General features: G+C 63.0%; 27 protein-coding genes. 16 read left to right on the top strand and 11 right to left on the bottom strand.

The annotated features are described in order from the left end of the window. Window positions 1-144: 144 nt before the first annotated feature. Window positions 145-468: an ElaB/YgaM/YqjD family protein gene (locus ACZ6YA_RS04825; protein ID WP_465895833.1), complete on the top strand. Its 324-nt coding sequence runs from the start codon at window positions 145-147 to the stop codon at window positions 466-468. Here ACZ6YA_RS04825 and ACZ6YA_RS04820 read toward each other — a convergent pair. Continuing rightward, complete coding sequence (locus ACZ6YA_RS04820; protein WP_465895832.1) at window positions 465-1,361, bottom strand: LysR family transcriptional regulator; 897 nt, start codon at window positions 1,359-1,361, stop codon at window positions 465-467. The genes ACZ6YA_RS04825 and ACZ6YA_RS04820 overlap by 4 nt on opposite strands. Before the next feature lie 110 nt (window positions 1,362-1,471). On the opposite strand from ACZ6YA_RS04820, the gene trpB reads away from it, so the two are divergent. Continuing rightward, window positions 1,472-2,689: a tryptophan synthase subunit beta gene (gene trpB / locus ACZ6YA_RS04815; RefSeq protein WP_403132354.1), complete on the top strand. Its 1,218-nt coding sequence runs from the start codon at window positions 1,472-1,474 to the stop codon at window positions 2,687-2,689. Further along, complete coding sequence (gene trpA / locus ACZ6YA_RS04810; protein ID WP_465895830.1) at window positions 2,686-3,495, top strand: tryptophan synthase subunit alpha; 810 nt, start codon at window positions 2,686-2,688, stop codon at window positions 3,493-3,495. The genes trpB and trpA overlap by 4 nt, the downstream gene beginning before the upstream one ends. Window positions 3,496-3,602: 107 nt before the next feature. Here the strand turns inward: trpA and ACZ6YA_RS04805 are convergent, their stop codons facing one another. Continuing rightward, the gene (locus ACZ6YA_RS04805; RefSeq protein WP_465895828.1) at window positions 3,603-3,935 is read right to left on the bottom strand and encodes a DOPA 4,5-dioxygenase family protein; all 333 of its coding nucleotides are present in this window, start codon (window positions 3,933-3,935) and stop codon (window positions 3,603-3,605) included. A gap of 53 nt (window positions 3,936-3,988) precedes the next feature. Between ACZ6YA_RS04805 and ACZ6YA_RS04800 the strand changes: the two genes are divergently transcribed. Continuing rightward, window positions 3,989-4,525, top strand: a complete 537-nt coding sequence (locus ACZ6YA_RS04800) for an NAD(P)H-binding protein (RefSeq protein ID WP_465895826.1) — start codon at window positions 3,989-3,991, stop codon at window positions 4,523-4,525. Here ACZ6YA_RS04800 and ACZ6YA_RS04795 read toward each other — a convergent pair whose 3' ends face one another. Next, window positions 4,526-5,425: a choline sulfate utilization transcriptional regulator gene (locus ACZ6YA_RS04795; protein WP_465895825.1), complete on the bottom strand. Its 900-nt coding sequence runs from the start codon at window positions 5,423-5,425 to the stop codon at window positions 4,526-4,528. A 109-nt stretch (window positions 5,426-5,534) separates the two neighbouring features. Between ACZ6YA_RS04795 and betC the strand changes: the two genes are divergently transcribed. The 3 genes from betC to ACZ6YA_RS04780 all read left to right on the top strand — a co-directional run bounded on the left by betC (window position 5,535) and on the right by ACZ6YA_RS04780 (window position 9,682). After that, window positions 5,535-7,052: a choline-sulfatase gene (gene betC / locus ACZ6YA_RS04790; protein WP_465895824.1), complete on the top strand. Its 1,518-nt coding sequence runs from the start codon at window positions 5,535-5,537 to the stop codon at window positions 7,050-7,052. A gap of 14 nt (window positions 7,053-7,066) precedes the next feature. Continuing rightward, window positions 7,067-7,990: a choline ABC transporter substrate-binding protein gene (choX, locus tag ACZ6YA_RS04785; protein ID WP_465895822.1), complete on the top strand. Its 924-nt coding sequence runs from the start codon at window positions 7,067-7,069 to the stop codon at window positions 7,988-7,990. A gap of 126 nt (window positions 7,991-8,116) precedes the next feature. After that, on the top strand, window positions 8,117-9,682 hold the full coding sequence (locus tag ACZ6YA_RS04780) for a SulP family inorganic anion transporter (RefSeq protein WP_465895821.1): 1,566 nt from the start codon (window positions 8,117-8,119) through the stop codon (window positions 9,680-9,682). A gap of 112 nt (window positions 9,683-9,794) precedes the next feature. Here ACZ6YA_RS04780 and aroE read toward each other — a convergent pair whose 3' ends face one another. Then, window positions 9,795-10,619 (bottom strand): shikimate dehydrogenase, encoded by an 825-nt coding sequence (gene aroE / locus ACZ6YA_RS04775; protein WP_465895820.1) that lies wholly within the window; start codon window positions 10,617-10,619, stop codon window positions 9,795-9,797. 25 nt (window positions 10,620-10,644) lie between these two features. Next, window positions 10,645-11,556 carry an oxygen-dependent coproporphyrinogen oxidase gene (gene hemF, locus ACZ6YA_RS04770; RefSeq protein WP_465895818.1) on the bottom strand — a complete coding sequence of 304 codons (912 nt, stop codon included), beginning with the start codon at window positions 11,554-11,556 and terminating at the stop codon, window positions 10,645-10,647. A gap of 134 nt (window positions 11,557-11,690) precedes the next feature. Here hemF and ACZ6YA_RS04765 point away from each other — a divergent pair, with 134 nt between their 5' ends. After that, entirely contained in the window at window positions 11,691-12,668 is a 978-nt protein-coding gene (locus ACZ6YA_RS04765; RefSeq protein WP_465895816.1) for an NADPH:quinone reductase, read from the top strand. Between the two features lie 146 nt (window positions 12,669-12,814). Here the strand turns inward: ACZ6YA_RS04765 and ACZ6YA_RS04760 are convergent, their stop codons facing one another. From ACZ6YA_RS04760 to dprA, 4 genes are all read right to left on the bottom strand, one after another. Further along, window positions 12,815-13,126, bottom strand: coding sequence for a hypothetical protein (locus ACZ6YA_RS04760; RefSeq protein WP_465895813.1), 312 nt, complete (start codon window positions 13,124-13,126; stop codon window positions 12,815-12,817). A gap of 454 nt (window positions 13,127-13,580) precedes the next feature. Beyond that, window positions 13,581-13,871, bottom strand: coding sequence for a hypothetical protein (locus tag ACZ6YA_RS04755; protein WP_465895812.1), 291 nt, complete (start codon window positions 13,869-13,871; stop codon window positions 13,581-13,583). A 445-nt stretch (window positions 13,872-14,316) separates the two neighbouring features. Then, complete coding sequence (tsaC, locus tag ACZ6YA_RS04750; protein WP_167063762.1) at window positions 14,317-14,874, bottom strand: L-threonylcarbamoyladenylate synthase type 1 TsaC; 558 nt, start codon at window positions 14,872-14,874, stop codon at window positions 14,317-14,319. A 38-nt stretch (window positions 14,875-14,912) separates the two neighbouring features. Then, window positions 14,913-16,010, bottom strand: a complete 1,098-nt coding sequence (dprA, locus tag ACZ6YA_RS04745; RefSeq protein WP_465895811.1) for a DNA-processing protein DprA — start codon at window positions 16,008-16,010, stop codon at window positions 14,913-14,915. Between the two features lie 206 nt (window positions 16,011-16,216). Between dprA and def the strand changes: the two genes are divergently transcribed. The 5 genes from def to ACZ6YA_RS04720 are packed head-to-tail and all read left to right on the top strand — an operon-like array spanning window position 16,217 to window position 20,746. Next, entirely contained in the window at window positions 16,217-16,723 is a 507-nt protein-coding gene (def, locus tag ACZ6YA_RS04740; RefSeq protein ID WP_400802735.1) for a peptide deformylase, read from the top strand. Between the two features lie 60 nt (window positions 16,724-16,783). Next, window positions 16,784-17,716, top strand: coding sequence for a methionyl-tRNA formyltransferase (fmt, locus tag ACZ6YA_RS04735; RefSeq protein ID WP_465895810.1), 933 nt, complete (start codon window positions 16,784-16,786; stop codon window positions 17,714-17,716). After that, entirely contained in the window at window positions 17,713-19,023 is a 1,311-nt protein-coding gene (gene rsmB, locus ACZ6YA_RS04730) for a 16S rRNA (cytosine(967)-C(5))-methyltransferase RsmB (RefSeq protein ID WP_465895809.1), read from the top strand. Before fmt ends, rsmB begins: the two co-directional genes overlap by 4 nt. A 23-nt stretch (window positions 19,024-19,046) precedes the next feature. Further along, window positions 19,047-20,420 carry a Trk system potassium transporter TrkA gene (gene trkA / locus ACZ6YA_RS04725; RefSeq protein WP_465895808.1) on the top strand — a complete coding sequence of 458 codons (1,374 nt, stop codon included), beginning with the start codon at window positions 19,047-19,049 and terminating at the stop codon, window positions 20,418-20,420. Window positions 20,421-20,431: 11 nt separating this feature from the next. After that, window positions 20,432-20,746, top strand: a complete 315-nt coding sequence (locus ACZ6YA_RS04720) for a tetratricopeptide repeat protein (RefSeq protein ID WP_465895807.1) — start codon at window positions 20,432-20,434, stop codon at window positions 20,744-20,746. 185 nt (window positions 20,747-20,931) lie between these two features. Here the strand turns inward: ACZ6YA_RS04720 and ACZ6YA_RS04715 are convergent, their stop codons facing one another. After that, window positions 20,932-21,819, bottom strand: a complete 888-nt coding sequence (locus tag ACZ6YA_RS04715; RefSeq protein WP_465895806.1) for a lysophospholipid acyltransferase — start codon at window positions 21,817-21,819, stop codon at window positions 20,932-20,934. 41 nt (window positions 21,820-21,860) lie between these two features. Beyond that, window positions 21,861-22,412, bottom strand: coding sequence for a DNA-3-methyladenine glycosylase I (locus ACZ6YA_RS04710; RefSeq protein ID WP_465895805.1), 552 nt, complete (start codon window positions 22,410-22,412; stop codon window positions 21,861-21,863). Window positions 22,413-22,495: 83 nt separating this feature from the next. Between ACZ6YA_RS04710 and glyQ the strand changes: the two genes are divergently transcribed. Genes glyQ through gmhB form a run of 3 tightly spaced genes read left to right on the top strand, consistent with a single transcriptional unit; the run spans window position 22,496 to window position 26,022 of the window. After that, complete coding sequence (gene glyQ / locus ACZ6YA_RS04705; RefSeq protein WP_012312032.1) at window positions 22,496-23,443, top strand: glycine--tRNA ligase subunit alpha; 948 nt, start codon at window positions 22,496-22,498, stop codon at window positions 23,441-23,443. Then, window positions 23,440-25,491, top strand: coding sequence for a glycine--tRNA ligase subunit beta (gene glyS / locus ACZ6YA_RS04700; RefSeq protein ID WP_465895803.1), 2,052 nt, complete (start codon window positions 23,440-23,442; stop codon window positions 25,489-25,491). Before glyQ ends, glyS begins: the two co-directional genes overlap by 4 nt. Window positions 25,492-25,494: 3 nt before the next feature. After that, entirely contained in the window at window positions 25,495-26,022 is a 528-nt protein-coding gene (gene gmhB / locus ACZ6YA_RS04695) for a D-glycero-beta-D-manno-heptose 1,7-bisphosphate 7-phosphatase (RefSeq protein ID WP_465895801.1), read from the top strand. Window positions 26,023-26,024: the final 2 nt, after the last annotated feature.

Genomic DNA, 26,024 nt, shown 5'->3' with positions numbered 1-26,024 from the left:
TCTCCTTGGATGACAGTGAGATTGAGCCTAGCAGCGCAGGCCTGATTTACCTGCGAGCCGTCACCCCTCGGGAAAGTTCGATCGCACTTTCCCCACGCGGCGCAGTCGCAATCTTTACAGCCCATACTGCAAAGGAGAGTCAACATGCACCGCAACTCGCTGCGTAAAACGTCCCTGGAGAGCATGGAAGCAGAGATCGAAAGCCTGCTGAAAAGCCTGGAGAGCCTCAAGCACGACGCGTCGGAGGAGTCCCAGAAATCGGTGAAGGCCATCCGCAGCAACGCCGAAAGCGCACTGAAACACTCGCGCAATCTGATCAGTGATGCCTATGAGGAAGTGAAGACCCGCACCCGCGAGACCGGCATCGCCACCCGTGATTATGCTCAGGAGCACCCAGTGACCACCGCAGGTGTCGCCATTGGCGCCCTCGGCCTGCTGGCCGCCTACCTGCTGTATCGCCGCAACTAATCTGCCTGCCGTTCCAACTCGCGGCGCAGCCACTGCGCCAACTGCTCGGCGCGCCCATCCGCGGCGCGCCGGGGTACCCACAACGCCAGCGCTGCCGGGGTCGGTGAAAACCCCCACGGCGCGTTGAGGCGCCCGGCGCGTAAATCATCCGCCACCAGCGGCTGCGGGGCGATGGCGACGCCGAGGCCTGCAACCGCAGCCTCCAGCAAGTAATACAAATGTTCGAAGGCCTGACCGTATTTCAACGCGCCGGGGTTCAACCCCTGATCCTCTGCCCATGTTGGCCACGCCTGAGGACGCGAGGTGGTATGCAACAGGGCCTCGTCCAGCAAGGCGGTGGCAGGTGCGTCGTGCAATCGGTCGAAGCCAACAAAGTGGGGGCTGAGCACTGGCCCTATGCGCTCTTCGGCGAGAACGTGAATCTGCATATCCGCGGGCCAAGGCGGTTCGGCATACACCAGCAGCGCATCCAAGCCAGGCCGGCGCGGATCGAGATCACCTTCACCTGCCGAAAGGTGCAGGCGCAGTTCCGGCAGGTCGGCCTTCAAACGCCCAAGTCTGGGGATGAACCAGCGCGCCAGCAGGCTGCCCGAGCACCCCAGCACGAAGGGCGCCTCACTGACGTCCCGGCTGAGCTCAGCGCACACACTCCGCAGCCGGTCGAACGCTTCACCACTGGCATCACGCAGCCTGATGCCGGCATCTGTGAGTTTGATGCCGCGCCCATCCTTGACGAACAGCGCCACGCCCAGATGCTCTTCAAGCACTTTGAGTTGCCGGCTAACAGCGCCATGGGTGACATGAAGCGCTTCCGCCGCCTGGCTGACACTATTCAACCGGGCAGCCGCTTCGAAGGCCCTCAGGGCGTTCAGGGGAGGGAGGTCTTGAGCCATGTGACGTGTGAGTTTTCCTGACGTATTAACGCAATCTTATCGGTTTTCAACCGGGCTTGCCGTGGTTAGAGTAAAGCCCATCACTCATTTATCACGCTCTGGAGCGACCCATGACCCAGTCCCAATACCGCGCCGGCCCCGATGCCAATGGCCTGTTCGGCTCGTTCGGCGGCCGCTACGTGGCCGAAACCCTGATGCCCTTGGTGCTGGACCTGGCCCGCGAGTACGAAGCGGCCAAGGCCGACCCCAAGTTCCTCGAAGAATTGGCCTACTTCCAGCGCGACTACATCGGCCGCCCCAATCCGCTGTACTTCGCCGAACGCCTGACCGAGCACTGCGGCGGCGCGAAAATCTTCTTCAAGCGTGAAGAACTGAACCACACCGGCGCACACAAGGTGAACAACTGTATCGGCCAAGTGCTGCTGGCCAAGCGCATGGGCAAGAAGCGCCTGATCGCCGAAACCGGCGCCGGCATGCACGGCGTGGCCACCGCCACCGTCGCCGCGCGCTTCGGCCTGCCCTGCGTGATCTACATGGGCGCCACCGACATCGAGCGCCAGCAGGCCAACGTGTTCCGCATGAAGCTGCTGGGTGCCGAGATCGTCCCGGTCACCGCGGGTACCGGCACGCTGAAGGACGCCATGAACGAGGCCTTGCGCGACTGGGTCACCAACGTCGACGACACCTTCTACCTGATTGGCACCGTGGCTGGCCCGCACCCTTATCCGGCGATGGTCCGCGACTTCCAGTCGATCATCGGCAAGGAAACCCGCGCCCAGTTGCAAGAGAAAGAAGGGCGCCTGCCCGATAGCCTGATCGCCTGCGTCGGCGGCGGCTCCAACGCCATGGGCCTGTTCCACGACTTCCTCGAAGATGAAAGCGTCAAGATCATCGGCGTCGAAGCAGGTGGCCACGGCGTGCACACCGACAAGCATGCCGCCAGCCTCAATGGTGGCGTACCGGGCGTGCTGCACGGCAACCGCACCTACCTGCTGCAGGACGACGACGGCCAGATCACCGACGCCCACTCGATTTCCGCAGGCCTCGACTATCCGGGCATCGGTCCAGAGCATGCCTACCTGCATGAAGTGAAACGTGTGGAGTACGTCAGCATCACCGACGACGAAGCCCTCGACGCGTTCCATGCCACCTGCCGCCTGGAAGGCATCATTCCAGCGCTGGAAAGCTCGCACGCGCTGGCCGAGGCGATCAAGCGCGCGCCGAACCTGCCCAAGGACCACCTGATGGTCATCTGCCTGTCCGGCCGTGGTGACAAAGACATGCAAACCGTGATGAACCACATGGCCGCCCAGGAGAAACAGGCATGAGCCGTCTTGAACAACGCTTCGCCGAACTGAAGGCCGAAGGCCGCGCCGCGCTGGTCACCTTTGTCACCGCTGGCGACCCTGGCTACGACGCCTCGCTGCAGATCCTCAAGGGCCTGCCAGCGGCTGGCGCCGATGTGATCGAACTGGGCATGCCGTTCACCGACCCTATGGCAGACGGCGTGGCTATCCAGCTGGCTACCCTGCGTGCCCTGGAAGCCGGTCAGACCCTGGCCAAGACCCTGCAGATGGTCCGCGAATTCCGCGTCGACAACCAGGCTACACCGATCGTGCTGATGGGCTACTACAACCCGATCCACCGCTTCGGTGTGGAAAAGTTCGTTGCCCAAGCGAAAGAAGCGGGTGTCGATGGCCTGATCATCGTCGACCTGCCGCCAGAGCACGACGCCGAACTCGCCACCCCGGCTCAGGCCGCGGGCATCGATTTCATCCGCCTGACCACCCCGACCACCGACGATGCACGCCTGCCGCGTGTGCTGGAGCGCAGCTCCGGGTTCGTCTACTACGTTTCGGTGGCTGGTGTGACCGGTGCGGGTTCTGCGACCACCGAGCACGTGACCGAGGCCATTGCCCGCCTGCGTCGGCATACCGACCTGCCGATCAGTGTTGGTTTCGGTATTCGCACGCCGGAGCAGGCTGCGGCAATCGCGCGCTTGGCCGATGGCGTAGTGGTGGGCTCGGCGCTGGTCGACAAGATCGCCCAGGCCAAGGATGCCGGCCAGGCTGTCAGCGATGTATTGAGTCTGTGCTCGGCACTGGCTGAAGGTGTGCGCCGCGCCCGGCGCTGATCCGCGTTGCCTTTTTCGCGGGACAAGCCCGCTCCCACAGGTTCACCACTGCACCTGAGCAGTGCAGCCATCCTGTGGGAGCGGGCTCGCCCCGCGAAAGGGCCCGCTCAGCCACCAAAAATCGACAGCTTCAACGGCCTCACAGCCCCCATCCAGATCGCATGATTGCGGTGATCAGCCAGCTCATCCCCCGTCTCCGGATGCAGAAACACCACCAAACCCCGGCGATACAACGCCAACCACGGCAACACCACCCCGACCACCTCCGGCCCGAACGCCAGCTGGCAGCTCCAGTCCGGGTGCGGCCCAACCGGTTTCTGGTGCATGCGCCCCATGGTCACGGGAAACAGCCGCGTCGCTTCCTCGCACAATTCCCGCGCCTGTTCCATGGTGGATGCGTCGTAATAAACATGGGCGTGATAACCCTTGATCCTCTGCACGATGTCTCCTGATTGCGGTCCAACCATCACCCACCTGCAAAGGGAGCGATGCGGTGAAAAATGCCGAAACCCCAGTATTCAAGCTGGTGCTGTTCGGGGCTGAAAGCAGCCTGGGCAGTGCCCTGACTGCCGAAATGCTAGCGCGCCGGCACGAAGTCACGGCCGTGGTCGACGACCTCAACCGCCATGCCCCGCGCCCTGGTCTGCATTTCAAGATAGGCGGGTTGGGCGATGCCGACCAGGCGGAGCAGGCCGCGGCAGGTGGCTCGGCGGTGATTGCGCTGTTGTCGGGTGAGCTGGCCGGACAAGGGCGGATGGCCGAGGCGCTGGTGGCTGGGTTGTCTCGCACGACTATACGCCGGGTGCTGCTGGTGGGCGATTTCGATGTGCTGGATCGTCCGAGTGATTACACCGAGCAAGAGCGCGAATGCGTCGACAAGAGTGTTGATGCCCTGCAGCGCAGCACATTGCACTGGACAGTGGTCAATTCCCCGCAGGCCCTGGCGGACCTGGAACGGGTAGCCGCGGGGATGGCCGATATGCTGGAACTCGATCTGCATCGCGGCGAGCATCTGAACTTCGTATCCTGATCAGCGAATACGCTCCTGCTCCAGCCAATCCACGAACCGCTCGATCAGCGCCCTCCGCCGTTTACGCGGCGGCAGCACCACGTAATACCCCCGCTTGGAACGCAAGCTGCCCTCCAGCGGCCGGCACAGCAACCCTTGCTCGACCAAACCATCGACCAGGTGACCCCAGCCGATCGCCACCCCTTGTCCGGCAATCGCCGCCTGAATCAGCAAGGTGTAGTTATCGAAACGCAATTGCCCAGGCGGCGGGGCACTGGCCACATCAAACCCACGAAACACTCCCGCCCAATCGAACCATCCACTGGCCTGCTCGCCGCGCAAATGAAGCAGGGGTAATCGTTGCAAAGCCACGGCTGACAAGGGTTTGCCATGAATTAACCGTGGGCTGCAAACCGGGAAAACCTCCTCATCGAACAGCCAGCGGCTCTCACCTTGGTGAAAACGCCCGTCGCCAAACAGCACCGCCACATCGATATCCGGCCGCAACATCCCCTGGCTGCGCTCACCGGTCACCAGGCTTACATCCACGTGTGGATAAGCCTCGTGAAAGCGCTGCAGACGTGGCATCAGCCAGAACGACGCGAAGGCAAAGTCGGTGGCCACCTGCAACACCTCGCGCTGGCCGCGACCACTCGCTTGGGCAATACCGTCGTCCATGGCCTGAAGGCCTTGGTGTACCTGTTCGAAGAGCAACTGGCCCGTATCGGTCAGCGCAATGCCACGGTAGATACGGTCGAACAGCCGGGTGCCCAGTTGCGCCTCCAGCCGCTTGACCTGCTGGCTCACCGCCGGCTGAGTGGTGCCCAGCTCCAGCGCCGCCGCCGTGAAGCCACGCAGACGAGCAGCAGCCTCGAACACGCGCAAGGCATCGAGCGACAGCTCGGCGAGATGCTCAAACATAAGCTCAGCTAATCCCAGTCATTGCCCGCCATGGGCTTTACCCATGTTATCCACAGTCGCATCTTGATAGGCAAGCGGTTCGCATAACCTTCAACGATGGAAGCCAACCATGACGCGCCCCAACATCCTGTTCATCATGGCCGACCAGATGGCCGCGCCCTTGCTGCCGATCTACGGCCCTTCGCCCATTCAGATGCCGCACCTGAGCCGGCTTGCTGAACACGCCGTGGTATTCGACTCGGCCTACTGCAACAGCCCACTGTGCGCGCCGTCGCGCTTCACCCTGGTCAGCGGCCAGTTGCCCAGCCGCATCGGCGCCTATGACAACGCTGCCGACTTCCCCGCCGATGTGCCGACCTACGCCCATTACCTGCGCCGCCTCGGCTACCGCACGGCGCTGTCGGGCAAGATGCACTTTTGCGGGCCCGACCAGTTGCACGGCTATGAAGAACGCCTGACCAGCGACATCTATCCGGCCGACTATGGTTGGGCGGTGAACTGGGATGCGCCCGATGAGCGCCCGAGCTGGTACCACAACATGGCGTCCGTGCTGCAGGCCGGCCCCTGCGTGCGCACCAATCAGCTGGATTTCGATGAGGAGGTGGTGTTCAAGGCCCGCCAATACCTCTACGACCATGTGCGCGAAAATGATGGTCGGCCGTTCTGCCTCACCGTCTCGATGACTCACCCGCACGACCCGTACACCATCCCCAAGCGCTACTGGGATCGTTACGAGGGTGTGGATATCCCCTTGCCGCGCGCCAAATTCAGCCAACATGAACTGGACCCACATTCGCAACGCCTGCTCAAGGTCTACGACCTGTGGAACAAGCCCCTGCCTGTCGACAAGATCCGCGATGCCCGGCGCGCCTACTTCGGCGCCTGCAGCTACATCGACGACAACATCGGCCAGCTGCTGCAAACCCTGGAAGACTGCAACCTGGCCGACGACACGCTGATCGTGTTCTCCGGCGACCACGGCGACATGCTTGGCGAGCGCGGGCTCTGGTACAAGATGCACTGGTTCGAGATGTCGGCGCGGGTGCCCCTGCTGGTCCACGCCCCCAAACGCTTCGCCGCAAGCCGGGTCGGCGCCTCGGTATCGACCTGCGACCTGCTGCCAACCCTGGTGGAACTCGCCGGCGGTGCTGTGGATAACAGCCTGCACCTGGACGGCCGCTCGCTGCTTGGCCACCTGCAAGGGCAGGGCGGGCACGACGAAGTGATCGGCGAGTACATGGCCGAAGGTACGGTCGGCCCACTGATGATGATCCGCCGTGGCGCGTACAAGTTCGTGTACAGCGAGGACGACCCCTGTCTACTCTATGACCTGAGCCGCGACCCGCACGAGCGGGAGAACCTCACCGGCAGCCCGGACCATCAGGCGCTGCTGCAGGCATTGCTCGATGAAGCCAGGCAGCGCTGGGATATCCCCAGCCTGCGCCAGCAGGTCCTGGCCAGCCAGCGGCGCCGCCGCCTGGTGGCCGAGGCGCTGGCCATCGGCAAACTGAAGAGCTGGGACCACCAACCGCTGGTGGATGCCAGCCAACAGTACATGCGTAACCACATCGATCTCGACGACCTCGAGCGCAAGGCACGTTATCCACAGCCCGCACCCATGGATTGAGAAGAGAGGCCGCCATGCACACGTTCTCCCCCGCCGCGATCGCCCTGGCCCTGAGCCTGGGCACTGCCGCAGCCCACGCCGAAGACGCGCAATGCAGCACCGTCAAGCTAGCCGACCCTGGCTGGAGCGATATCGCCAGCACCAACGCGGTCGCCCGCCTGCTCCTGGAAAGCCTTGGCTACCAGGTGAAGATCGACAGCCTCGCAGTGCCAATCATTTATGGTGGCCTGAAGGACGGCAAAGTCGATGCCTTCCTGGGTAACTGGATGCCGGCGCAGCAAGGCTTTCACGACAAGTTCATTGCCAATGGCGACGTGCAGCAGCTGTCGCGCAACCTGGAAGGCACCGAATTCACCCTGGCAGTGCCCGACTACGTGTGGAATGCCGGCGTGAAAGATTTCGCCGACCTGCAAAAGCATGCCGACCAGTTCGACAAGAAGCTGTACGGGATCGGCTCGGGAGCCCCCGCCAACCTGTCGCTGAAAGACGTCATAGACAAGAATGAATTCAACCTCGGTCAATGGAAGCTGGTCGAATCCAGTGAGCAGGCGATGCTGGCGCAAGTGGACCGCGCGGTGAAGAAAAACCAGTTCATCACCTTCCTGGGCTGGACACCGCACCCGATGAACGTGAAGCTGAAGATGCATTACCTGACGGGCGGGGAGAAGTGGTTTGGCAGCAAGGGCGAGGTCTATACCCTGACCCGCAAAGGTTATCCACAAGCCTGTCCGAACCCGGCCAAGTTGCTTAGCAATCTGAAATTCACCCTGGACATGGAAAACAGCATCATGGCCGAGGTTGTGGATAAGAAGATCAGTTTCGATGAGGCAGCCAGGGCTTGGGTGAAGACGCATCCCGAGCTGTTGGAAGGCTGGCTAGCAGGAGTGACTACCAAAAAAGGCGGTGATGCTGTTCAGGCTCTAAACACCATATTGTGAGATCTATGGGAGCGGGCTTGCCCCGCGAAGCAGTCACCGCAGTGCATGGCACCGGCTTCGCCGGTGTTCGCGGGGCAAGCCCGCTCCCACAGGGTATTGCACACTGACAAGGATTCTGAATAAACCATGCACCGCCTCATCCACCTGCTGCCTTTCCTCACCTGGCTGCCCCGTCAATCGGGACGCAGCCTGCGTCAGGACCTGCTGGTTGGCCTGAGCGGTGCCATTCTTGCCCTGCCACAATCCATCGCCTACGCCCTGATCGCCGGCCTGCCTGCCGAATTCGGCCTGTACGCGGCCATCGTGCCGGTGCTGATCGCCTGCTTGTGGGGCTCGTCCTGGCACCTGATCTGCGGCCCGACCGCCGCCATCTCCATCGTTCTGTACGCCAGCATCAGCCCGCTGGCCGTGGCTGGCAGCAGCGACTATGTGACGCTGGTACTGCTGCTGACCTTCCTCGCTGGCATTTTCCAGCTACTGCTCGGGCTGTTGCGCTTCGGCGCGCTGGTCAATTTCGTGTCCCATTCGGTGGTCCTCGGCTTCACCCTCGGCGCCGCCATCGTCATCGCCCTCGGCCAACTGCCCAACCTGCTGGGCATGGACCTGCCGAGCCAGGCAACGGCGTTGAAAACGGTACAAGACCTGGCCAGCCACGCTGGCGAGGTCGACCTGCCCTCCTTGATCCTGGGCCTGGCCACTTTGTTGGTCGGCGTCGTCTTCAAACTTTTGCGGCCACGCTGGCCGAGCCTGTTGATAAGTCTGATCGCCGTCAGCCTGCTGGCCTGGCTGCTTCCCGGCTACTTTGGCCACGTACCGCGTGTGCCGTCGTTTACCGGTCAATTGCCGCCGCTCAGCCCGCTACCGCTGCTGGATGTGGAACTGATACTGCGACTACTGCCCAGCGCCGTAGCAGTGGGCATGCTGGGCCTGGTCACCAGCCTGTCGATCGCCCGTTCGTTGTCGGCACGCTCCGAACAGCTGATCGACGCTGACCAGGAGATCCGCGCCCAAGGCCTGTCGAACATGGTCGGCGCGTTCTTCTCCGGATACTTATCGTCCGGCTCCTTCACCCGCTCGGGCCTGAGCTATGACGCCGGTGCTCGCTCACCCATGGCCGGGGTGTTTTCGGCACTATGGGTGGCGCTGTTCGCCGTCGCGGGCGCCAGCCTGATCGCGCACCTGCCGATTCCGGCCATGGCCGGCAGCATCCTGCTGATCTGCTGGGGGTTGGTGGACCACCGGGGGATACGCGCATTGTTTCGGGTCAGCCGTGCGGAGTTTCTGGTCATGGCCCTGACCGCCGCCGCCACCTTGCTGCTGGAGCTGCAGACGGCGATCTATGCGGGCGTGCTGGCGTCGCTGTTCTTTTACCTCAAGCGTACCTCGCGGCCACGGGTGCAGCAGAGCCGCGAAGGGCAGGCCGACGTGCTGCGGGTGGGTGGGTCGATCTTTTTCGGTGCGGCGCATTATCTGCAGGTGCGGCTGCAACGCTGCCAAGGGCCGAACGTGGTGATCGATGCCCGGCAGGTGAATTTCATCGATTACTCGGGCGTGGATATGTTGCACCGTGAGGCGCGGCGGTTGCGCAGGGGCGGGGGGAGTTTGACCTTGCTGCGGGCCAGGCCGCAGGTGATCGAGGAGTTGCAGAAGCTGGAAGGGGCCGAGGTGTGCCCGATTCAATTTGTGGAGTGATTGGGGCCGCTTTGCGGCCCATTCGCGGGACAAGCCCGCTCCCACAGGAGATCACGGTGTTTTTGTGGGAGCGGGCTTGTCCCGCGAATGGGCTGCAAAGCAGCCCCAAATCTCAACCGCGAGCCAATTGCCGGCGCAACTCAGCCAACACCGGAGCAGTGTCCGGCCGCACTCCACGCCAGATGAAGAACGCCTCGGCCGCCTGCTCAGCCAGCATCCCCAACCCGTCCAACACCTTGGCCGCGCCCAGCGAGCTTGCCCACTGGCAGAACGGCGTCGGCTCCTTGCCATACATCATGTCGTAGCACACCGTCCGCCCCGCCTCGACCAGGCTGTCGGCAATCGGCGGCAGTTCACCGGACAGGCTCGCCGACGTGGCGTTGATGATCACGTCCACCGGCTCCTGCAGCCAGGCGAAACCGCTGGCCACCACCGGCCCCATCTCATCGAACTCGCGCGCCAGCTGCTCGGCTTTTTCCACTGTGCGGTTGGCAATCACCAGCGACTGCGGATGGTGGGCCAGGATCGGCTCCAACACACCGCGCACCGCACCACCGGCCCCCAGGATCAGGATACGTTTGCCAGCCAACTCGACCCCGGCATTCACCGTCAGATCACGCACCAGGCCGGCGCCGTCGGTGTTGTCACCACGCAGCGTGCCATCGGCCAGCTTGCACAAGGTGTTCACCGCGCCGGCGCGCTGGGCGCGAGGGGTGAGGCTGTCGCACAGGCGGTAGGCCTCTTCCTTGAACGGCACGGTGACGTTGGCGCCGCTGCCTTGTTTGAAGAAGCCACGGGCGCAGTCGCTGAACTCGTCCAGCGGCGCCAGCAAGGTGGCGTATTCCAGGTCTTCGCCGGTCTGCTCGGCGAACAGCCGGTGAATCAACGGCGACTTGCTGTGGCCGATGGGGTTACCAAATACGACGTACTGGTCCATGGGGGCTCCTCGGTTATCCACAGGCTTACTGGCCTAGCCAGTCGCGGTCTTGCAGGAAGTACTCGGTCAGGCGGGCTTCTTCACTGCCGGGCGCCGCCTTCCAATCGTAACCCCAACGCACCTGCGGCGGCAGCGACATGAGGATCGACTCGGTACGGCCACCGGATTGCAAGCCGAACAGGGTGCCACGGTCGTAGACCAGGTTGAATTCCACGTAGCGACCACGACGGTATTCCTGGAACTCGCGCTGCTCGGCGGTATACGGCGTGACCTTGCGGCGCTGGACGATCGGCAGGTAGGCGTCGACGAAGGCATCGCCGATGGCGCGGATGAAGGCGAAGCAGGTGTCGAAGTCCCACTCGTTCAAGTCATCGAAGAACAATCCGCCGATACCGCGTGGTTCGCCACGGTGCTTGATGTGGAAATAGCGGTCGCACCAGGCCTTGTAGCGCGGATACACGTCGGCACCGAACGGCGCGCAGGCCTGTTCGGCCACGCGATGCCAGTGGATGCAGTCTTCTTCGTTGCCGTAGTACGGCGTCAGGTCGAAGCCGCCCCCGAACCACCACACCGCTTCTTCCCCCTCTTTTTCGGCGATGAAAAAGCGCACATTGGCGTGGGACGTCGGCACATGCGGGTTGTGCGGGTGGATTACCAGCGACACGCCCAGGGCCTCGAAACCACGGCCCGCCAGCTCCGGGCGATGGGCACTGGCCGACGGCGGCAGGCCGGCGCCGAACACATGGGAGAAGTTGACCCCGCCTTTCTCGATCACCTTGCCCTCACCGATCACCCGCGTGCGGCCCCCACCACCGGCTTCGCGCACCCAGGCATCCTCGACGAAGCGGGCGCCGCCGTCCTCGGTTTCGAGGGCGGAGCAAATGCGGTCTTGCAGGTCGAGCAGGTAGGCTTTCACGGCCTCGGTGCGGCTAGTCATCGGGTCACCAGGAACGGGCAGGGAAGAATTCGCGACGTAGCATATCACCGCCAGCACACGCGCCGCAGTTGACGGCGATCAAGCAAAGGCGTCCGATAGAGGGCCTTTCCCGATCCCGACAACAGGAGTGCGAGATGGCCAAGCGTATCCAGTTCAGCCAGCATGGCGGCCCCGAAGTGCTGCAGCTTGTGGAATTCGACCCGGCACCGCCCGGCTCGCAGCAGGTCCGTGTGCGCAACCATGCAATCGGCCTGAACTTCATCGACACCTATTTCCGCAATGGGCTGTATGCCCCGCCAGCGCTGCCTTCGGGCCTGGGCACCGAAGGTGCCGGGGTGGTCGAGGCGGTAGGTGAGGGCGTCACCCGCCTGAAAGTGGGTGACCGCGTGGCCTACGGTGGCGGCCCGCTGGGCGCCTACAGCGAAGTGCACACGCTGCCGGAAGCCAATCTGGTCAAGCTGCCCGACAACATCAGTTTCGAGCAGGCGGCGGCGGTGATGCTCAAGGGTTTGACCGTGCAATACCTGTTGAAGCAGGCCTATGCCGTGCAGCCGGGTGACGTGATCCTCTTCCACGCGGCGGCTGGCGGCGTCGGTTCGCTGGCGTGCCAATGGGCCAAGGCGCTGGGTGCCAAACTGATCGGCACTGTGAGCTCTGCCGAGAAAGCCGAGCGGGCCAAGGCGCTGGGGGCATGGGCCACCATCGACTACAGCCACGAAGATGTGGCCAAGCGGGTGCTGGAGCTGACCGATGGCAAGAAATGCCCGGTGGTGTATGACGGCGTGGGTGCCGACACCTGGCTGACCTCGCTGGACTGCCTGCAGCCGCGCGGGTTGATGGTGAGCTTTGGCAATGCTTCGGGCGCGGTGAGCGGGGTGAACCTGGGGATTCTGGCGCAGAAGGGATCGCTGTATGTGACCCGGCCGACCTTGGCGACCTATGCCAACAATGCCGAGAACACCCAGGCGATGGCGGATGACCTTTTTGCGGTGATCGCGAGCGGCGAGGTGGTTGTGGATATTCAGCAGCGGTATCCGCTGAGTGAGGCGGCGAAGGCGCAGGAAGCGTTGTCGGCGCGTAGGACCGTGGGGTCTACGGTCTTACTGCCCTGAGACGGACGCAACTTCAATTCAGTAGATAACCTCCTGTGGGAGCGGCTTCAGCCGCGAAGCTAACGACGCGGTGATTGGCACCGGCTTCGCCGGTGTTCGCGGCTGAAGCCGCTCCCACAGGTATTGTGTCGGCTTTGAATTTAGCGCTATGCCTGTGCGGCTTGGTTTGTTGGTGCCGACTCGATGCCATCGAGTATCGCCTCGACCAATCCCTCAGCCAGTTCAATCGCATGCAGGTTCGACCAGTACATGCCGCGGCCTTCTTCGCTCAGGTAGTCGAGCGTCTTGTAGCCGGTTTCATAGGCGCTGCGCAGGTAAAGGGCGACATGCACCAAAGCATCGGCGGCGCAGATGTTGGGGTTTACGCTGAACAGGGCTTCATGGCCGGCGTCGCAGCGGCCGAAGGCTCGGGTGGAGGTGCAGGGAAGGGGTGGATCGGGCACTAGCTTCTTGGTCATGGAAAATGCTCCTCAAAGCCGCACCCAACCTCTACCACGTGAATTGGGTGGCGACTGCACGCGAGGTGGTAGACCCGGGCATTTTCCAATCCAGGCAGGCTCGAAAGCCTCCCGCGCACAGCCGCCATAGACTGTCATGGAAAGAATGCATCCGGGCTACCACACCCGATCGCCAAGTTGTTCGGCGACGGTTTGAAGCCTAGAGACAGGACTTCCCACTGAGAAGGTGATGGTATTCGATGCGGGATGTAGGATTTTTCTCAAACTTAGGCTTGGTAGCCATTCTGGCAAAATCGCCCAAAATACTGCGTCTCTGAAAAGTGAAAGGTAGGTGCTTGACCCTGCAGATTCAGGAGCGTAGCCTTTCTTCCCGAGGGTGTGCTGGTGCGCCGGTTGAGTTCCAAGTTATCCGGGCGAGCACATCCTTATCTTTTGGCCGCTTAAGCGGCCTTTATTATTTGGGCTTGTTTCTATCCCCTTTAGGGGCAATGGAATAAAACTCTGCCTCGGGCTTGCGAGCCGTCAGCTCAAAAATCGCCTCATCAAATATTTCATTGCCATAGCCATCATTTCGGCCAATCGTGCTGCGAAGAGCGGTCATGTGCGTGGCCGGTTTCCAGATTGATGTCGCCGCCAATGCTGCCTTTATCTGCAGAACCATGTCATCAATCGTGTACCCATCTCGTACCACTCGGCTGCTGTAGGCATGGCTGCCAATGAAAACGATGCCTGGGTCCTCCAGCACCGGCAAATCCTGCCCTTGTTTCTGCCTGTTTATCGCTTCGAATTGATCTGCGGTAAATCAACCGATTTCCACTGCTCTGACCCGATGATTAGACGCGAGCTGCTCTAAGTTCGCCCTAATCAGGTACTCGGCATTCTCGAATAGCGGCATTGCTCCGGATGCTCCCCTGACTTACGACGTCTTTTCCTGACGAGCAAGCTAGAGAGGGTCGTTCCAGGTGAGAAGGTGACAGCTTGAGACTGTGATGGTAGGAATTTTCCCAAACTGCAGGCTGGACAGCCATTGGGGTGAAGATCCGAACGATTGCAGGCGAATCAGACCACTGTGGGAGCAGGCTTGCCCCGCGAACCAGGGCAAAGCCCTGGCCATACACATTGGGTGACTGGACCGGCCTCTTCGCGGGGCAAGCCCGCTCCCACAGAGTGGGGGGCTTACACTTGGCAATTCAGCCCGGCCGCACGACCTCGCCCGTCGCCAGATTCCGAATCACACTCGGATTCTTCCGCCCCCCCAACGCCCCACCGAGAACCAGGTCCAGCTGGCCATGGAAATACTGCTCCACCCGCAACCGCGTCTTCGCAGCAGGCCGCCCGCCCGGGTTGCACGAGGTGGAAATCAACGGCCCCACCAGCGCACACAGCTCACGCACCTGCGGATGATCACTGACCCGCAGCGCCACGGTGTCGTGCTGACCCGTCACCCACTCCGGCAACAGGTCCTGGTGCGGCACCAGCCAGGTGTTCGGCCCTGGCCAGGTGCTGCCCATGCGGTCGATCCAGTCTTCAGGAAAATCCTCGAACAGGAAATCGAACTGGCGGATATTGTCGGCGATCAGGATCAGGCCTTTATCCACAGGCCGGGATTTGAGCGCCAGCAAGCGATACACCGCGTCCTCGTTCCAGGGATCGCAGCCCAGGCCCCAGACCGCTTCCGTCGGGTAGGCGATTACTGCGCCCGCCCGGATTTCACGTGCGGCTTGTTGCACACGAAAACTGCTCACCATTTGTGTCTCTCCGCATTTAGGCCATGGGCGCAGTTTACTTAGCCCAGGCGGGCAAACCAACGGCCAGCTTCATTACTCACCCGGCCTTCGAGCTCCAGTTCGGTCAACTGTGCCAATACTTGCGCCAGCGGCTGCTGGCTGCACAGCGCCAGCCCCTCACTGGTCTGCGGTGCGGCATGCAGCAAATCGAGCAATGGATGTGCGGGTTTGTCCAAAACAGCCGGGGGCAGGTTCTGCCAGCCCTGCAGGGTTTCGAGGATCTGCTCCACGCTTTCCACCAGCAACGCACCATCGCGGATCAACTGGTGACAGCCCTTGGCACCGGGGTGGTGGATGGAGCCGGGGAGGGCATACACCTCGCGGCCCTGTTCAACCGCCAGGCGCGCCGTGATCAGTGATCCACTGGCCAGGCTTGCCTCTACAACCAGCACGCCAAGCGACAAGCCACTGATGATGCGATTACGTCGCGGGAAGTTGCCCGGCAGCGGGCCGGCATCCAGCGGGTACTCGGAAACCAGCGCGCTACCGCTGTCGATCATCGCCTTGGCCAGGTCGCGGTGGCGCTGTGGATAAAGTTTTTGCAGCCCCGTGCCGAGCACGCCAATCGTGCCCCCTCCAGCCTGCAGTGCGCCCCGATGAGCGGCACCGTCGATGCCCAAGGCCAAGCCGCTGGTGATGGTGAAACCGGCTTGCGACAGGTAGCGGGAAAACGCCCTGGCGTTGTCGATTGCGGTGGGTGAAGCACGCCTACTGCCCACAATGGCCAGTTGCGGCCGATCGAGCAGGGCAGGGTCGCCCGCGACGAATAGCAGCGGCGGCGCATCATCGATTTCAGCCAGCAGAGCAGGATAGCCAGGGCTGTCCCACATCAGTAAATGCTGGCCTGGCCGCTCTATCCAGGCCATTGCAGCCATTGCCCCATCGCGTACCTCGGCGCTGCGTCGGGCGTCGATGGTGGCCTGGGTAAACCCCAGTGCGCGCCACGCACCTGACGGTGCACTCAGCGCCGAAGAGGCACTGCCGAAAGCTTCAAGCAACGTTTGAAACCGACGCAAGCCCGTGCTGGGAAGGCGATGCAGGCGAAGCCGCGCCTCAAGTTCGGCAGGCGAGCAATGCGACGAATGGTGAATTGGCATGGTGATCATCCTTGATCGAAACAGGGCCATTTACGTGGCACAACCTGTGGATAACTGTGTGGGTAACACTTTGAAAAGCTGTCCATGAAATGAACGCTATCAATCCCATAGACACCCTAGACGAGCTTGCCAGGTGCCGAAATCGCCGATTCCCTTTATTATGTGTGCTCAGTTTTCAACCGAACGCACAGTGACTGCCTGACCTTATGGCCATCTTGAACATTCTCGAATTCCCAGACCCGCGCCTGCGCACCATCGCCAAACCGGTGACGGAGTTCAACGACGCCCTGCGCCAGCTGATCGACGACATGTTTGAAACCATGTACGAAGCGCCCGGCATCGGCCTGGCCGCGACCCAGGTCAACGTGCACCTGCAGGTGGTGGTCATGGACCTGAGCGAAGACCGCAGCGAGCCGCGCGTCTTCATCAACCCGACCGTCGAAGAGCTGACCCACGACATGGGCCAGTACCAGGAAGGCTGCCTGTCGGTACCGGGCTTCTACGAAAACGTCGACCGCCCGCTGCGGGTACGGGTCAAGGCCCAGGACCGCGACGGCAAGCCGTACGAGCTGGAATGCGAAGGCCTGCTGGCGGTGTGCGTGCAGCACGAGTTCGATCACCTCAACGGCAAGCTGTTCGTCGACTACCTGTCGCAGCTCAAGCGCGACCGGATCAAGAAGAAGCTGGAAAAGCAGCACCGCCAGCAAGCCTGATCCCCACCTTCCAGAAGGCTTGCTCCGGCAAGCCTTTTTCTTTTTTGAAGCGAGAACTCCATGCGCATCGTCTTTGCAGGCACTCCAGAGTTTGCCGCCGAACACCTCAAGGCCCTGCTCGACAGCACTTACCAGATCGTGGCCGTCTACACCCAGCCCGACCGCCCGGCCGGCCGTGGCCAGAAGCTTATGCCCAGCGCAGTCAAAGCACTGGCCGTGGCCCACGACATCCCGGTGTTGCAGCCGCCAACCCTGCGCAACGCAGATGCCCAGGCTGAACTCGCCGCGCTCAAACCGGACCTGATGGTGGTGGTCGCCTACGGCCTGATCCTGCCGCAAGCCGTGCTGGACATCCCGCGCCTGGGTTGCATCAACAGCCACGCCTCGTTGCTGCCACGCTGGCGCGGCGCGGCACCGATCCAGCGCGCCGTGGAAGCTGGCGACCCCGAGAGCGGCGTAACCGTGATGCGCATGGAAGCGGGCCTGGACACCGGCCCGATGCTGCTCAAGGTCGTCACCCCGATCAGCGCCGAAGACACCGGTGGTAGCCTGCACGACCGTCTGGCCGAAATGGGCCCGCCGGCCGTGGTGCAAGCTATCGCTGGCCTGGCCGACGGGTCGCTGCAGGGGGAAGTGCAGGACGATGCCCTGGCGACTTATGCGCACAAGCTGAACAAGGACGAAGCACGCATCGACTGGAGCCGCCCGGCTGTCGAGCTGGAGCGCCTGATCCGCGCCTTCAACCCGTGGCCGGTGTGCCACAGCACGCTTGACGGCGAAAGCGTCAAGGTGCTGGCCGCGACGTTGTCCACTGGCCAGGGCGCCCCTGGCGAGATCCTCTCCGCCAGCAAGGACGGTCTGGTCGTCGCTTGTGGTGAACAGGCCCTGAGCCTGACGCGTCTGCAGCTTCCAGGTGGCAAGGCGCTCAACTTCGCAGACCTGTTCAACAGCCGCCGCGAGAAGTTCGCCAGCGGCAAGGTGCTCGGCCAATGAACCCACGCCTCGCCGCCGCCCGCGCCTTGGCCGCTGTCCTCAGCGGCAAGGCGTCGCTGAACAGCTCGCTGCCGGCTCAACTGGACAAGGTCGACGAACGCGACCGTGGCCTGACCCAGGACCTGGCATTCGGCACCGCCCGCTGGCAGCCACGCCTCGACCTGCTGGCCGCGCAGCTGCTGCAGAAGCCCTTCAAGGCCGCCGACGCCGATGTGCAGGCGCTGCTGCTGGTAGGCTTGTACCAGCTGTTCTACACACGCATTCCGGCCCACGCCGCCATTGGCGAGACCGTTGGCTGCGCCGACAAGCTGAAAAAGCCGTGGGCCAAAGGCCTGCTCAACGCCGTACTGCGCCGCGCCCAGCGCGAGGGCGAGGAACTGCTCGCGGGCATGGAGCGCGACCCGGTGGTGCGTACCGCGCACCCGCGCTGGCTGCAGAAAGCGCTCAAAGCCTTCTGGCCCGAGCAGTGGGAAGCCATCTGCGCCGCCAACAACGCTCACCCGCCGATGATCCTGCGGGTCAACCGTCGCCACCACAGCCGCGATGCTTACCTGGCACTGCTGGCCGAGGCCGGTGTCGGCGCCAGCGCCTGCCAGTACAGCCGCGACGGCATCGTGCTGAACGAGGCCTGTGACGTGCGCAGCCTTCCGGGCTTCGCCGAAGGCTGGGTGAGCGTGCAGGACGAAGCCGCGCAGCTGTCGGCCGACCTGCTCGAACTGGCCCCCGGCCAGCGCGTGCTCGATGCCTGCTGCGCCCCAGGCGGCAAGACCTGCCACCTGCTCGAAGCCGAAGCCGGCTTGGCGCAGATGGTCGCCATCGACCTGGAAGCCAAGCGTCTGTCCCGAGTACGGGAAAACCTCGACCGCCTGCAACTGGACGCCGAACTGATCGCCTGCGACGCCCGCGACACCGCCAGTTGGTGGGACGGTAAGCCGTTCCAGCGCATCCTGCTCGACGCACCGTGCTCGGCCACTGGTGTGATCCGCCGTCACCCGGACATCAAGCTGACTCGCCAAGCCGATGACATCCCAGCCCTGGCCGCGCTGCAAGGCGAACTGCTCGATGCCCTGTGGCCGACCCTGGAAGTGGGCGGCATGCTGCTGTACGCCACCTGCTCCAGCCTGCCGACCGAGAACACCGAAGTGATCGCAGCCTTCCTCGCCCGCACCCCGGGCGCCCGTGAGCTGGACCTGGCAACTGAAGCCGGTGTACGCCAGCCCCATGGCCGCCAGCTGCTGGCCCAGGAAGGCGGCCACGACGGCTTCTACTATGCCAAGCTGATCAAGATCGCCGCCTCGCGCGGGTAAGAAAACAGGTTAGGGAGTAGCGGATGAAAATCATCATCCTCGGCGCAGGGCAGGTGGGCGGCACGCTGGCGGAACACCTGGCGAGCGAAGCCAACGACATTACCGTGGTCGACACCGACGGCGACCGCCTGCGAGACCTCGGCGATCGCCTGGACATCCGTACCGTGCAGGGTCGCGGCTCATTGCCGACGGTGCTGCGCCAGGCCGGCGCCGACGACGCCGACATGCTGGTGGCAGTGACCAACAGCGACGAAACCAACATGGTCGCCTGCCAGGTCGCCTACACGCTGTTCCACACCCCGACCAAGATCGCCCGGGTACGTGAGTCGGCGTACCTCACCCGCGAGGAGCTGTTCGACAACGACCATATTCCAGTGGACGTGCTGATCAGCCCCGAGCAGGTGGTGACCAACTACATCAAGCGCCTGATCGAACATCCCGGCTCGCTGCAGGTGATCGACTTCGCCGAAGGCAAGGCGCAGCTGGTGGCGGTCAAGGCGTACTACGGCGGCCCGTTGGTGGGCCAGCAACTGCGCCAGATCCGCGCGCACATGCCTAACGTCGACACCCGCGTGGCGGCGATCTTCCGTCGCGACCGGCCGATCACCCCTCGCGGTGACACGGTGATCGAGGCCGACGATGAAGTGTTCTTCATCGCCGCCAAGAAAGACATCCGCGCGGTGATGGGCGAACTGCGGCGCATCGACGAGACCAACAAGCGCGTGGTCATCGCCGGTGGCGGGCAGATCGGCGAGCGCTTGGCCGAAGCCATCGAAAGCCGCTACCAGGTGAAGATCATCGAGATGAGTCCGGCCCGCTGCCGCCACCTGTCCGACACCCTGGAAAGCACCGTGGTACTCCAGGGCAGCGCTTCGGACAAGGACCTGATGCTCGAAGAGAACATCGCCGACGCCGATATTTTCCTGGCCCTGACCAACGATGACGAGGCCAACATCATGTCCTCGCTGCTGGCCAAGCGTCTGGGCGCGCGCAAGGTGATGACCATCATCAACAACCCTGCCTACGTCGACCTGGTGCAGGGCGGCGAAATCGACATTGCCATCAGCCCGCAGCTGGCTACCATCGGTACGCTGCTGGCGCACGTGCGCCGTGGCGATATCGTCAGCGTGCATTCCCTGCGCCGCGGCGCGGCGGAGGCCATCGAAGCGGTAGCGCATGGCGACTCGAAATCGAGCAAGGTGGTCGGCAAGGCCATCGAAGAGATCGCCCTGCCGCCGGGCACCACCATCGGCGCGATCATCCGTGACGAAGAGGTGATGATCGCTCACGACGACACGGTGATCGAGTCGGGTGACCATGTGATTCTGTTCGTTGTGGATAAAAAGCATATTCGGGACGTGGAGAAGCTGTTCCACGTTGGCTTGAGTTTCTTCTAGGAGAAGAGAGCATGCGCGAATCGCTGGAGAAGATGCTGGCCAAGGGTGTGGATAACCCATTGCTGCGGTTTGGCCTGGGCAAGGCCTGGCTGGACGAGGGCAATGGCGCTGAGGCGGCGCTGCATCTGGCGCGGTGCGTGGAGCAGGATCCGAAGTACTCCGCAGCCTGGAAACTACTGGGCAAGGCGTATCAGCTGCAGGGGGACCTGGCAGCTGCGCGCAAGGCCTGGGTAGACGGGATCGTCGCGGCGCAGGCGCATGGCGACAAGCAGGCCGAGAAAGAGATGACCGTGTTCCTGAAGAAGCTCAACAAAACTTCAAGCTGACACGGTTACTACCTGGCTCATTTCTGACAGCAGGCACAATCCTTGTGGGAGCGGGCTTGCCCGCGAACACCGGCAAAGCCGGTGCCATACTCTGCGGTGCCTTCTTCGCGGGCAAGCCCGCTCCCACAGTGTCCCTGCTAAAGCAGGTAGATTTGTATTCAGCCTTCTGGAAGAACCTCAAAGGCTCAATACCAGCGCGGCTCGCCCGCCGGGCGCTTCTTGAAGCGCTTCATGCTCCACATGTACTGGCTCGGGTACTCGCGCACATAACGCTCGACCACCTTGCTCATGGCCGCCGCCGACTCAGTCACATCGGTGCTGTACATTGCCTCGGGCGCCGCTTCCAGAATCACTCTGAAGCCCGAGCTATCCGGCAGCCGCAGCGCATGCAGGAACACCCCCACCGCCTTGCCACCGGCCAGCATGTTCGGCACGAACTTGCTGGTCAGCGCCTGAGTGCCCAGGAACGGCACGAACACACCCGCCGATTCCGCCGGCTCCGGATCGGCCGGAATGCCCACCTGGCCACCGCGACGCACTTCCTTGATCACGCTGAGAATGCCTTCCTTGGTCGAAGGCGCCACGCGGTTGCCCATCTGCACGCGCTGTTCACGCAGCAAGTCATCCACCGCCTTGAGCTTCGGCGGGCGGTAGAAGATGATCGGTTTGCACTGGTTGCAGTAGAAATGATTGAGCACTTCCCAGTTACCCAGGTGGCTGGTAATGCCGACCACACCCTTGCCCGAGGCCAGGGCCTGCTCCAGCACTTCAAGGCCGTGCACTTCCTTGACCAGATCGAGCGAGCGCTGTGGCGGCCAGATCCAGGCACAGGCGCTCTCGACGAAGGACTTGCCGATGTCCCGAAGGGCTTGGCCAACCAGTTGCTCGCGGTCAACCGGGTCCATCTCCGGGAAACACTTGGCCAGGTTGATGCGCACGACACTGCGCGACCCATTGGGGATTTTCCACATCAGCCAACCGATCCCGGCGCCGACGCGCTGCACCGCGCCCCAGGGCAGCTTGGCAAACAGACGCAGCACCCCGACCATCAGGGCGCCTTTGAACTTTTCCACAGGCGAATTCCTTATTTCAGCAAGGCGCGCATTGTAACCCCTCAGCGCAGCAAGGCGGCGTAGCGATCACAATCGGTGGTGTGGTCCATGACCATGCCGGTAGCCTGCATGAAGGCGTAGCAGATGGTCGGGCCGACGAACGTGAAGCCGGCTTTCTGCAGGGCCTTGCTCATGGCCTTGGCCTCGTCGGTGATCGCCGGGACATCGCCGCGGGCCTTGAAATGGTTGATCTTCGGCGCGCCTCCGACAAACGACCAAAGCCACTCGGCCGGGTTGTCCACAGCCAGCCAGGCCTTGGCATTACGGCGCACGGCATTGAGCTTGAGGCGATTGCGGATGATGCCCGCATCGAGCATCAATTCTTCGATGCGCTCATCACTCATCTGCGCCAGTTTGACCGGGTCGAAGCCCTCCAGCACCTCGCGATAGCGCTCGCGTTTACGCAAAACCGTGATCCATGACAGCCCGGCCTGGAACCCTTCGAGCAAAAGCATCTCGAACAGCAACGCCGGATCACGCTGCGGTGTTCCCCATTCCTGGTCATGGTAGGCCTGGTACAACGGATCGTCGGTACACCAAAAGCAGCGTGGCATAAGGCTCCAATGAGTAGAGGGCGAGGCGAATCAGGTTATACTCCCGCTCTTTACATCCGCATCCCCAGATACAGGTGAATTTCGTGAGCCAGCCTACGCCAGCCGTGCGTACCTTCCAAGACCTGATCCTCGCCCTGCAGAACTACTGGGCAGCTCAAGGTTGTGTGGTGCTCCAGCCCTACGATATGGAAGTAGGCGCCGGCACTTTCCATACCGCCACGTTCCTGCGCGCCGTCGGCCCAGAGACCTGGAACGCCGCCTACGTGCAGCCCAGCCGTCGCCCTGCCGACGGACGGTATGGCGAAAACCCCAACCGCCTGCAGCACTACTACCAGTTCCAGGTTGTGCTCAAGCCCAACCCTGCCAACTTCCAGGAGCTGTACCTTGGCTCGCTGAAAGCCATCGGCCTGGATCCGTTGGTCCACGACATCCGTTTCGTCGAAGACAACTGGGAATCGCCGACCCTCGGCGCCTGGGGCCTGGGCTGGGAAATCTGGCTTAACGGCATGGAAGTGACCCAGTTCACCTACTTCCAGCAAGTGGGCGGCATCGAGTGCTACCCGGTCACCGGTGAAATCACCTACGGCCTGGAACGCCTGGCCATGTACATTCAGGGTGTCGACTCGGTGTACGACCTGGTCTGGGCCGACGGCCCGTTCGGCAAGGTCACCTACGGCGACGTGTTCCACCAGAACGAAGTGGAACAGTCGACCTACAACTTCGAGCACGCCAACGTCGAGAAACTGTTCGAGCTGTTCGACTTCTACGAAAGCGAAGCCAACCGCCTGATCAAACTGGACTTGCCGCTGCCGACCTACGAAATGGTGCTGAAGGCCTCGCACACCTTCAACCTGCTCGACGCCCGCCGCGCCATCTCGGTGACCGAGCGCCAGCGTTACATCCTGCGCGTGCGTACCCTGGCCCGGGACGTGGCGCAAAGCTATCTGCAAGCCCGTGCACGCCTGGGCTTCCCGATGGCCACCCCTGAACTGCGTGACGAAGTGTTGGCTAAGCTGGAGGCTGCACAATGAGTGCTCAAGATTTCCTGGTAGAACTGGGCACCGAAGAGCTGCCACCCAAGGCCCTGGCGACCCTCGGCGACGCCTTCCTGGCCGGCATCGAGAAGGGCCTGCAGGCCGCTGGCCTGAACTACACCGGCAAGCAGGTGTATGCCGCGCCGCGCCGTCTGGCCGTGCTGATCCGCCAGCTGGACGTGCAGCAGCCTGACCGCAGCATCAATATCGACGGCCCGCCCATGCAAGCGGCCTTCAAAGACGGCGAGCCGACCCAGGCTGCCCTGGGCTTCGCCAAGAAGTGCGGCGTGGAGCTGTCGGAAATCGACCAGAGCGGCGCCAAACTGCGCTTCTCTCAGCACATCCCGGGCAAGGCCACCGCCGGCCTGCTGCCGACCATCGTCGAAGATTCGCTCAACGACCTGCCGATCCCCAAGCGCATGCGCTGGGCGGCCAGCCGTGAAGAGTTCGTGCGCCCGACCCAGTGGCTGGTGATGCTGCTCGGCGACCAGGTGGTCGATTGCACCATCCTGTCCCAGCAAGCCGGCCGTGAGTCACGCGGTCACCGCTTCCACCACCCGGAAAACGTGCTGATCACCACGCCGGCCAACTACGTCGAAGACCTGCGCAAAGCCTACGTGCTGGCCGACTTCGCCGAGCGCCGCGAGCTGATCGCCAAGCGCACCGAAGAACTGGCCATGCAGCAGGAAGGCACTGCCATCGTGCCGCCGGCGTTGCTGGACGAAGTGACTGCGCTGGTCGAGTGGCCAGTGCCGCTGGTGTGCTCGTTCGAGGAGCGTTTCCTCGACGTGCCGCAAGAAGCCCTGATCACCACCATGCAGGACAACCAGAAGTACTTCTGCCTGCTGGACAGCGAAGGCAAGCTGCTGCCGCGCTTCATCACCGTGGCCAACGTCGAGAGCCGTGACCCTCAGCAGATCGTCCAGGGTAACGAGAAGGTCGTGCGCCCGCGCCTGACCGACGCCGAGTTCTTCTTCAAGCAGGACAAGAAGCAGCCGCTGGAAACCTTCAACGAACGCCTCAAGAATGTGGTGTTCCAGGCTCAGCTGGGCACTGTCTACGACAAGGCCGAGCGCGTTTCCAAGCTGGCAGCGTTCATTGCTCCGCTGATCGGCGGCGACGCCCAGCGCGCCAGCCGTGCCGGCCTGCTGTCGAAATGCGACCTGGCCACCGAGATGGTCGGCGAGTTCCCTGAGATGCAGGGCGTTGCCGGCTACTACTACGCGCTCAATGACGGCGAGCCGCAAGACGTCGCCCTGGCCCTGAACGAGCAGTACATGCCGCGCGGTGCTGGCGCCGAGCTGCCGCAGACCCTCACCGGTGCTGCCGTGGCCATCGCCGACAAGCTCGACACCCTGGTCGGCATCTTCGGCATCGGCATGCTGCCCACCGGCAGCAAGGACCCGTACGCCCTGCGTCGTGCTGCCCTGGGCGTGCTGCGTATCCTGATCGAGAAGCAGCTGGACCTGGACCTGACCGGTGCGGTCGAGTTCGCGGTCAAGCAGTTCGGCGTCAAGGTCAAGGCTGCAGGCCTCGCCGAACAGGTATTGGAGTTCGTCTTCGATCGCCTGCGTGCACGTTACGAAGACGAAGGCATCGACGTCGCCACTTACCTGTCGGTACGTGCCCTGAAGCCGGGTTCTGCTTTGGACTTCGACCAGCGCGTGCAGGCCGTACAGGCCTTCCGCAAGCTGCCGGAAGCCGAAGCCCTGGCCGCGGTGAACAAACGCGTATCGAACCTGCTGAGCAAAGCCGAAGGCGCCATCGCCGAGCAGGTCGAGCCGAAGTACTTCGACAACGCCAACGAGTTCTCCCTGTACTCGGCCATCCAGCAGGCCGACCAGGCCGTGCAACCGATGGCAGCTGCTCGCCAGTACAGCGAATCACTGGCCCGCCTGGCGGCCCTGCGTGACCCGGTCGACGCCTTCTTCGAAGCGGTGATGGTCAACGCAGAGGACGCCAAGGTGCGTGCCAACCGTTATGCCCTGCTCAGCCGCCTGCGCGGTCTGTTCCTGGGCGTGGCCGACATTTCGCTGCTGGGGTAAGCCTTGAAACTGCTGCTTCTCGATCGTGACGGGGTGATCAACCAAGACTCCGACGCCTACATCAAGTCGCTGGAGGAGTGGATCCCGATCCCCGGCTCGATCGAGGCCATCGCGCAGTTGAGCAAGGCTGGCTGGACGGTGGCCGTGGCCACCAACCAGTCCGGCATTGCCCGTGGCTACTACTCGCTGGCAACCCTCGAAGCCATGCATGCGCGCCTGCGCACGCTGGTGGCCGAGCAGGGCGGCGAAGTCGGCCATATCGTGTATTGCCCGCATGGGCCGGACGAGGGTTGCGAATGCCGCAAGCCCAAGCCCGGCATGCTGCGGGCAATCGCCGACCATTACCAGGCGGACCTGCGCGGCGTATGGTTCGTCGGCGACAGCAAAGGTGACCTGGAGGCCGCCCTGGCCGTCGGTGCACAACCCGTGTTGGTGAAAACCGGCAAGGGCGAGCGAACTCTGGAAAAGGGCGTCGCGGAAACTACACTGATTTTCGACGATCTGGCAGCTATCGCCAGAGAACTAATTTAAAC

This window comes from Pseudomonas sp. NPDC090752 (genome assembly GCF_055584805.1).
This window is presented reverse-complemented; position numbering and strand designations above follow the sequence as displayed.

Coding starts and splice junctions, on each gene's coding strand:
- ACZ6YA_RS04825 (WP_465895833.1), top strand. CDS start 145: ATGCACCGCAACTCGCTGCGTAAAACGTCCCTGGAGAGCATGGAAGCA.
- ACZ6YA_RS04820 (WP_465895832.1), bottom strand. CDS start 1,361: ATGGCTCAAGACCTCCCTCCCCTGAACGCCCTGAGGGCCTTCGAAGCG.
- trpB (WP_403132354.1), top strand. CDS start 1,472: ATGACCCAGTCCCAATACCGCGCCGGCCCCGATGCCAATGGCCTGTTC.
- trpA (WP_465895830.1), top strand. CDS start 2,686: ATGAGCCGTCTTGAACAACGCTTCGCCGAACTGAAGGCCGAAGGCCGC.
- ACZ6YA_RS04795 (WP_465895825.1), bottom strand. CDS start 5,425: ATGTTTGAGCATCTCGCCGAGCTGTCGCTCGATGCCTTGCGCGTGTTC.
- betC (WP_465895824.1), top strand. CDS start 5,535: ATGACGCGCCCCAACATCCTGTTCATCATGGCCGACCAGATGGCCGCG.
- choX (WP_465895822.1), top strand. CDS start 7,067: ATGCACACGTTCTCCCCCGCCGCGATCGCCCTGGCCCTGAGCCTGGGC.
- ACZ6YA_RS04780 (WP_465895821.1), top strand. CDS start 8,117: ATGCACCGCCTCATCCACCTGCTGCCTTTCCTCACCTGGCTGCCCCGT.
- aroE (WP_465895820.1), bottom strand. CDS start 10,619: ATGGACCAGTACGTCGTATTTGGTAACCCCATCGGCCACAGCAAGTCG.
- hemF (WP_465895818.1), bottom strand. CDS start 11,556: ATGACTAGCCGCACCGAGGCCGTGAAAGCCTACCTGCTCGACCTGCAA.
- ACZ6YA_RS04765 (WP_465895816.1), top strand. CDS start 11,691: ATGGCCAAGCGTATCCAGTTCAGCCAGCATGGCGGCCCCGAAGTGCTG.
- ACZ6YA_RS04760 (WP_465895813.1), bottom strand. CDS start 13,126: ATGACCAAGAAGCTAGTGCCCGATCCACCCCTTCCCTGCACCTCCACC.
- tsaC (WP_167063762.1), bottom strand. CDS start 14,874: ATGGTGAGCAGTTTTCGTGTGCAACAAGCCGCACGTGAAATCCGGGCG.
- dprA (WP_465895811.1), bottom strand. CDS start 16,010: ATGCCAATTCACCATTCGTCGCATTGCTCGCCTGCCGAACTTGAGGCG.
- def (WP_400802735.1), top strand. CDS start 16,217: ATGGCCATCTTGAACATTCTCGAATTCCCAGACCCGCGCCTGCGCACC.
- fmt (WP_465895810.1), top strand. CDS start 16,784: ATGCGCATCGTCTTTGCAGGCACTCCAGAGTTTGCCGCCGAACACCTC.
- rsmB (WP_465895809.1), top strand. CDS start 17,713: ATGAACCCACGCCTCGCCGCCGCCCGCGCCTTGGCCGCTGTCCTCAGC.
- trkA (WP_465895808.1), top strand. CDS start 19,047: ATGAAAATCATCATCCTCGGCGCAGGGCAGGTGGGCGGCACGCTGGCG.
- ACZ6YA_RS04720 (WP_465895807.1), top strand. CDS start 20,432: ATGCGCGAATCGCTGGAGAAGATGCTGGCCAAGGGTGTGGATAACCCA.
- ACZ6YA_RS04710 (WP_465895805.1), bottom strand. CDS start 22,412: ATGCCACGCTGCTTTTGGTGTACCGACGATCCGTTGTACCAGGCCTAC.
- glyS (WP_465895803.1), top strand. CDS start 23,440: ATGAGTGCTCAAGATTTCCTGGTAGAACTGGGCACCGAAGAGCTGCCA.